Consider the following 6,050-nt stretch of genomic DNA (forward strand, 5'->3'; position numbering starts at 1 on the left):
GGAGCTTGACCCAAGCGAGCGCAAACCGTGTTCGGCGCGTGATCAGGGTTTCCAGGCCGGGTCCCGCCCGCTGAGCCCGAGCGCCCGCTCGAACGGCGAGGCGTCCCGCGCCACGGGCACCTCCTCCCCGAAGACCCCCATCCGCCGTCCCTGCGGTGCCGTCGCCGTGACGAAGGCGGCCACGGCCTCACCGGTCTCGGCGTCCACCGCGTAGTCCTGGCCGGTGGCCCTGGCCAGGTCCCAGCCGTGGATCGCCATGTCGCCCAGCACCATCTGGAGCACCATGGCCATGGGCATCCCCAGCGTGGGACTGGTCCCCTCAATCACCCCGGGTGCGGACCAGGCGGCGAGCACCGCGGCGGCCCGCTCCGCGAAGGGGGCGTGGTCGGCGTCCTGCGGCGGCGGCTGCTCGCGGCGGGCCAGCGCCTCGAACATCGCGGCCGTCCAGGCCAGATGGCCGAGCAGTTCCCGTACGTCGAAGTCGTCGCAGGGGGTGGGCAGGTCCAGCTGGTCGTCGCGGACGCCGCGGGCGACGGCCGCCGCGCCGGTGACGGCGCGTGACAGCATCTCGTTCATGACGGCCATGCTGTCGGCCGGACTCACAGCTGTCTTGAAAAAACGCGACATAGGATCCTGCACCATGCGCGTGTATCTCGGCCTCGTGGCCAAACAACCGGGAGCCGGTATACCGGAGGCGATGCTGCACACCGTCAGGGACGCGATCGACAGCGCGTTCCCCGTACCGCCCGAGGTCATCAGGTCCCGGGAGTGGCACCGTCCCGGCATCACCATGTTCGCCTGGACCAACGAGCCGGACGACTCGCGGCGGCCTCCTCTGCTGGAGACCGGGCACGACCGGGTGACGGGGGTGAACGGCTACCTGGCCGCGCCGGACGACGTGAACCGGCTCGCGGCCATGCCGGCCCTGGACACCGAGGCGGTCGGCGGGTGCTTCTCCGCGTTCCGGGCGACCGAGGACGAGCTGTCGGCCGCCACCGCGATCCACCGGGTCTGCCCGGTCTACTACGCCGAGACCCCCGACGTGCACGTGATCGGCAGCCGGGCGCTGCTGGTCCACCTCGCGGGCGGCGGCGAGCGGGTCGAGTGGGACGTGCTCGCGCTGCAGTCGATGGTCAGGCAGGGATACTTCCTGTCGGACGAGACGCCCTACCGCGGGGTGAGCGCGCTGCCGCCGTCCTCGTCGGTGACCGTCAAGGGCGGCCGCCGTACGGTCACCACGACCCCGCTCCCCTCCGCCGTGCCCGCGCCCACGTCGCGCAGGGAGAAGAAGGAGCTGGTCGGCGAACTGGCGAGCGCGCTGCTGGCGACGGTGGAGCCGCTGCGCGCGGCCGGGGAGCCGGTGAACCTGGCCCTCACCGGCGGCAGGGACAGCCGGCTGATCGCCGCGACACTGCACGCGGCCGGCATCCCGCTGCGCGCGACCACCAACGGCCTCGACACCCACCCCGACGTGATCATCGCCGGTCGGGTCGCCCGCGCGCTCCGCGTCGAGCACACCGTCATCCCTCCGGCCCGCGCCGAGAAGAAGGACGCGATCGTCGTCGAGCACCCCCTCGCGCGGGCCTACGAGACGCTGCGCGCCTGCGAGGGCATGACGTCGGCGTACGAGTCGATCGTCGGCTACCTCCCCTACAGCGCCAAACCAACCATGTCGGGGCAGAGCGGGGAGATCCTGCGGGCCGGGGGCCTGCTGCTGCTCCAGACCGACCTGACGGAGAAGGCGCTGCGCCGCCGGGTGGACGTGACCTTCCTGCGGGACCCGGCGCTGTTCACCGAGGAGGCCAACGAGCACGCCCGCGAGCTGGCCGGGCCCTGGCGGGAGCGGGCTCCGCTGGAGGCGCTCGACCACATGTACATCGCCTACAAGGTCGGCCGCTGGCACGCGGGGGCACGGGCGGGCTCGCTGCGCAGGGGCGACCAGATCTGGCCGTTCCTCGACAACCGGGTGGTCCGCGCCGCGCTGGGCCTCGACCAGACCTGGCGGCTGTCGGAAGAGGTCATCTACGAGTTGCTCGGCGTCCTGGCCCCCTCGCTCAGGGACATCCCGGTCGAGGGCAAGCCGTGGCGGTTCAGCGTCGGGAGGCGCTACTACCCCTGGCAGCGCAGGCCGCAGGTGCTGACCGCGCCGAAGACCGGCGGAGGCGGCTGGAACTGGCGGACCAGCCCCGGCGAGGAACTCACCGGCCTGATACGCGACCACGTCCTCGGCCGCCTGGACCTGCTGGCGCCCATCGTCAGGCCGGACGAGGTGCGCAAGCTGTTCGCCGAGCCCGTCCTGAAGAAGCCCAACCAGGCCTGGCACCTCTACACCGTGGCCACCATGCTGGGCGGCGAGTATCCGGGCAAGGAGCCCCAGGGCCTGCCGAGGGTCCACATCCCCATCCCGTCGTGAGCCGCCCGCCCGGCCCCGGCGCGAGGGCTCCTCTCGGCGGGGCGGCGGCCTCCCTTGGCCGGGCGGCGGCCTCCCTTCGCGGGGCGGCGGCCTCCCTTCGCGGGGCGGGGGCCTCCCCTGACGGGACGGCGACCTCCCTTGGCGGGGCGGGGGCGCCCGCCGACGACACCCGGGGCATCCTGAACTTCGGGGCGGCCAGGTTCCGCTACGGGCGCCACGCGTGCCACCCGTCTCTGGCCCCCTTCGTCGAGCACCACTGGATCGTCCGCTGGGAGCTGGCCGAACCGTACGAGCAGCGGATCGTGTCCCACCCCTCGGTGAACCTGGTCTTCCACGAGGACGGTTCCCGCGTGGCCGGGGTCATCACCGGCGACTACCTGGAGGTCCTGACCGGCACCGGGATCGTGGTCGGCACCCGCTTCCGGCCCGCCGGTTTCCGTCCCTTCCTCGGCGCCCCGCTCTCCACGATCACCGACCTCCTCACTCCGGCCTCCCGGATCCTCGGCCCGGACGCCGACACGGTGACCCCTGCCGTCATGGCCGCCTCCTCGGAGTCCGACGAGGAGGCCCTGCGGGTGCTGGAGGGGTTCCTGCTCGCGCGGCTCCCCGCCCGCGACCCCGTCGCCGAACGGGCGGCGGACCTCGTCGCGAGCGTGCTCGCCGACCCGGCCGTCGTCCGCGTCGGCGACCTGGCCGCCCTGCACGGGCTGAGCGTGAGGCATCTGCAGCGGCTGTTCAGCGACTACGTCGGCGTCTCCCCCAAGTGGGTGATCCGCCGCTACCGCATCCACGAGGCCGCCGAACGGGCCGGGCCGGCCACCGACTGGTCGCGGCTGGCCGCCGATCTCGGCTACAGCGACCAGTCCCACTTCACCCGCGACTTCACCGCCGTGATCGGCATGCCCCCCACCGCGTACGCCCGCCGCCTGGCGGGGTGACGTCAGCAGGCGCAGGCGACGCCGGAGACCGGCGCGGTCAGGGCGTCGACGGGGCGGCGGGTCACGCCCGAGGCGGACTCGACGGGGAAGCCCTCCCTGGCCCAATACTCGAAGCCGCCGAGCATCTCCTTGACCGGGTGACCGAGCCGGGCGAACTCCAGCGCGGCCCGGGTGGCGCCGTTGCATCCCGGTCCCCAGCAGTAGGTCACCACGGTCACCCCGGCGGGGACGACCGAGCGGGCGCGGGCGGCGATCAGCGCGGTGGGCAGGTGGACGGCTCCCTGAACATGGCCCTGATCCCAGCTCTCCCGGCTCCGGGAGTCGACCACGACGATGTCCGTGACCCCGGCGGCCAGGTCGGCGGCGACGTCGGACACGTCGGTCTCGAACGCCAGCCTCGCGGCGAAGTGCGCCAGCGCGTCGGCGTTCCCCGCCGCCGGTACCACGGTGACGGCGGAAGAGGAACGAGAGGAACGAGCGGTGACAGACATGTATGACCCTTTCAAGTGACGGTGACGGTGACGGTGACGGTGGCCGTGGCGGGGCGACGGCGCCACCTCGATACCCGGACTGAGCGCCGGAGCCGGTCACGACGCCCCCGCGGGCGACGGCGCCGGTCGCGAACCCCCCACAGGCGACGGTGCCGTGCCACCGCGACGCCCGACACCACTGGTGGTGCCGGTCGTGACGGCCGACACGAGCAATGGTGCCGGTCGCGATGCCAGGCCCGACAGTGGCACGAATGCCGCTTACCGTTAATATCTCGCCATGTTCGTCCCCTCACCGATCCCCAGCGCCACGCGCCCCGCCGTCTCCGTCCTCGCCTTCGACGGCATGTCCCCCTTCGAACTGGGCTGCGTGGTCGAGATCTTCGGCATCGCCCGCCCCGAGCTGGAGGTCCCCTGGTACGAGCTGTCGGTCTGCGCCGAGAGCCGCGCCGACCTGCGGGTCACCGGCGGGTTCACGATGCGGGCGGAGCACGGGCTCGACGTGCTGGCGGCCGCGGACACGGTGATCGTGCCCGGGGTGGCGGACGTCCACGGCGAGGTGTCCCGCGAGGTGGTCGCGGCACTGCGGCGGGCCCGCGACCGGGGGGCGCGGATCGTGTCCATCTGCTCGGGCGCGTTCGCGCTGGCCGCCGCTGGACTGCTGGACGACAGGGAGGCGACGACCCACTGGAGGTACGCCGAACTGCTCCAGCGAAGGTTTCCCAGGGTCAGAGTCGATCCGGACGTGCTCTACGTGGACGGTGAGGACGTGCTGACCAGCGCGGGCAGCGCGGCGGGGCTGGACCTGCTGATCCATCTGGTGCGCAAGGACCACGGGCCGGGCGTGGCCAACGAGGTCGCGCGAAGACTCGTCATCCCCCCGCACCGGGAGGGGGGACAGGCTCAGTTCATCCAGGCCGCGGTCACGCCGGTGGAGGACGGTGTCGCCATGGCGGCCGCGATGACCTGGGCACTGGAGCACCTCGCCGAACCCATCACGATCGCCGCCCTCGCCGAGGCCGCGCACATGTCCCGGCGTACGTTCATCAGGCACTTCGGGCGGCAGACCGGAACGAGCCCGCTGCGGTGGGTGATCTCCCAGCGGGTCACGGCCAGCCTGGCGATGCTGGAGTCCACCTCCGTGCCGGTGGAGGAGATCGCGTCCGCGGTGGGCTTCGACAGCGCGGCGACCTTCCGCCACCACTTCACCCGAGCGATGCGCACCTCCCCCTCTGCCTACCGGCGGGCCTTCCGCGCCCCGGCACCCTCCGGCCACGCGAGCTCACACGGATCCGAGCGCCGAACCGGGAGGCTGGAACCGGCCACCGAACTTCAGTGCGAAACAATCCCTTAGCGTAATTTACCCTTTATCTCACCGTGGTTCACTTGTCCGATTAATCAGGATAATCGAACCATTAATATTTTATACAGACACTCAAATTTGCGGAACGCAAAGAAACGCGAACCGCCTATCAAGCTTCCATCCGATATTTGAGCCGCGTTTCTCCCGCCTATCCCCCGGACACCCCAAGAATGGCCGTACAGCGTTTTCTCTCAATGGGAAGGGAGAGACAACGCACGTGTCTACTTTCATGAAACGGACCCTTGCGGGCGGCGCGCTCGCCGGGGCCGTCCTTCTTTTGCACTCCCCTGTCCCAGTTTCAGCCGATTCGCAACTTCAGATATCGGCGTTGGCTCATCACAGCGGAATCCAATCCGCTGGAAGCGTGCAGAGTGACCCCTGCCCCGCGCTGCTTTCCAGCATTTGCACGAACTTCATCGCCCTGCCCACCGTAGTCCGCACCAGGGACGTCGTAACCACCGGAACGATCATCCATGGCGGACTGCAACCGACCGCGAGCGATGCGGTTTACATCCCGCTGTGCAGGTGGCTGGGTCTGCCCATCTTCCTTTGCCGGATTCCTGACGGGATTCAGGGCCCACCTGGTCCCGCAGGCCCCAGGGGCCTGACGGGCCCCCGAGGTCCCGCAGGACCAGCAGGACCGGCAGGACCCGCAGGACCCGAGGGACCGGCAGGCGCCGACGGCGCACCCGGACCTGAAGGCCCCGCAGGACCCGAGGGACCGGCAGGACCCGCTGGCGCCGACGGCGCACCCGGACCTGAAGGCCCCGCAGGACCCGCAGGACCCGCAGGCGCCGACGGCGCACCCGGACCCGAGGGACCGGCAGGACCCGCAGGACCCGCAGGCG

At 71.4% G+C, this 6,050-nt stretch carries 5 protein-coding genes; 3 read left to right on the forward strand and 2 right to left on the reverse strand.

What is annotated here, in order from left to right:
- Positions 1–42: 42 nt before the first annotated feature.
- Positions 43–576, reverse strand: a complete 534-nt coding sequence (locus ACFFRH_RS30500; RefSeq protein ID WP_344746362.1) for a TIGR03086 family metal-binding protein — start codon at positions 574–576, stop codon at positions 43–45.
- 64 nt (positions 577–640) lie between these two features.
- On the opposite strand from ACFFRH_RS30500, the gene ACFFRH_RS30505 reads away from it, so the two are divergent.
- Both ACFFRH_RS30505 and ACFFRH_RS30510 read left to right on the forward strand, forming a co-directional pair.
- The gene (locus ACFFRH_RS30505; protein ID WP_344746361.1) at positions 641–2,413 is read left to right on the forward strand and encodes an asparagine synthase-related protein; all 1,773 of its coding nucleotides are present in this window, start codon (positions 641–643) and stop codon (positions 2,411–2,413) included.
- On the forward strand, positions 2,410–3,351 hold the full coding sequence (locus ACFFRH_RS30510; RefSeq protein ID WP_344746360.1) for a DUF6597 domain-containing transcriptional factor: 942 nt from the start codon (positions 2,410–2,412) through the stop codon (positions 3,349–3,351). Before ACFFRH_RS30505 ends, ACFFRH_RS30510 begins: the two co-directional genes overlap by 4 nt.
- Positions 3,352–3,353: 2 nt before the next feature.
- Here the strand turns inward: ACFFRH_RS30510 and ACFFRH_RS30515 are convergent, their stop codons facing one another.
- The gene (locus tag ACFFRH_RS30515) at positions 3,354–3,842 is read right to left on the reverse strand and encodes a rhodanese-like domain-containing protein (RefSeq protein ID WP_344746359.1); all 489 of its coding nucleotides are present in this window, start codon (positions 3,840–3,842) and stop codon (positions 3,354–3,356) included.
- 277 nt (positions 3,843–4,119) lie between these two features.
- Here ACFFRH_RS30515 and ACFFRH_RS30520 point away from each other — a divergent pair, with 277 nt between their 5' ends.
- Positions 4,120–5,193 carry a helix-turn-helix domain-containing protein gene (locus ACFFRH_RS30520; RefSeq protein ID WP_344746358.1) on the forward strand — a complete coding sequence of 358 codons (1,074 nt, stop codon included), beginning with the start codon at positions 4,120–4,122 and terminating at the stop codon, positions 5,191–5,193.
- The last annotated feature ends 857 nt before the right edge of the window (positions 5,194–6,050 follow it).

Origin of the sequence: Streptosporangium vulgare (genome assembly GCF_042428775.1) — a bacterium.
Lineage (GTDB): Bacteria > Actinomycetota > Actinomycetes > Streptosporangiales > Streptosporangiaceae > Streptosporangium > Streptosporangium vulgare.

Coding starts and splice junctions, on each gene's coding strand:
- ACFFRH_RS30500 (WP_344746362.1), bottom strand. CDS start 576: ATGAACGAGATGCTGTCACGCGCCGTCACCGGCGCGGCGGCCGTCGCC.
- ACFFRH_RS30505 (WP_344746361.1), top strand. CDS start 641: ATGCGCGTGTATCTCGGCCTCGTGGCCAAACAACCGGGAGCCGGTATA.
- ACFFRH_RS30515 (WP_344746359.1), bottom strand. CDS start 3,842: ATGTCTGTCACCGCTCGTTCCTCTCGTTCCTCTTCCGCCGTCACCGTG.
- ACFFRH_RS30520 (WP_344746358.1), top strand. CDS start 4,120: ATGTTCGTCCCCTCACCGATCCCCAGCGCCACGCGCCCCGCCGTCTCC.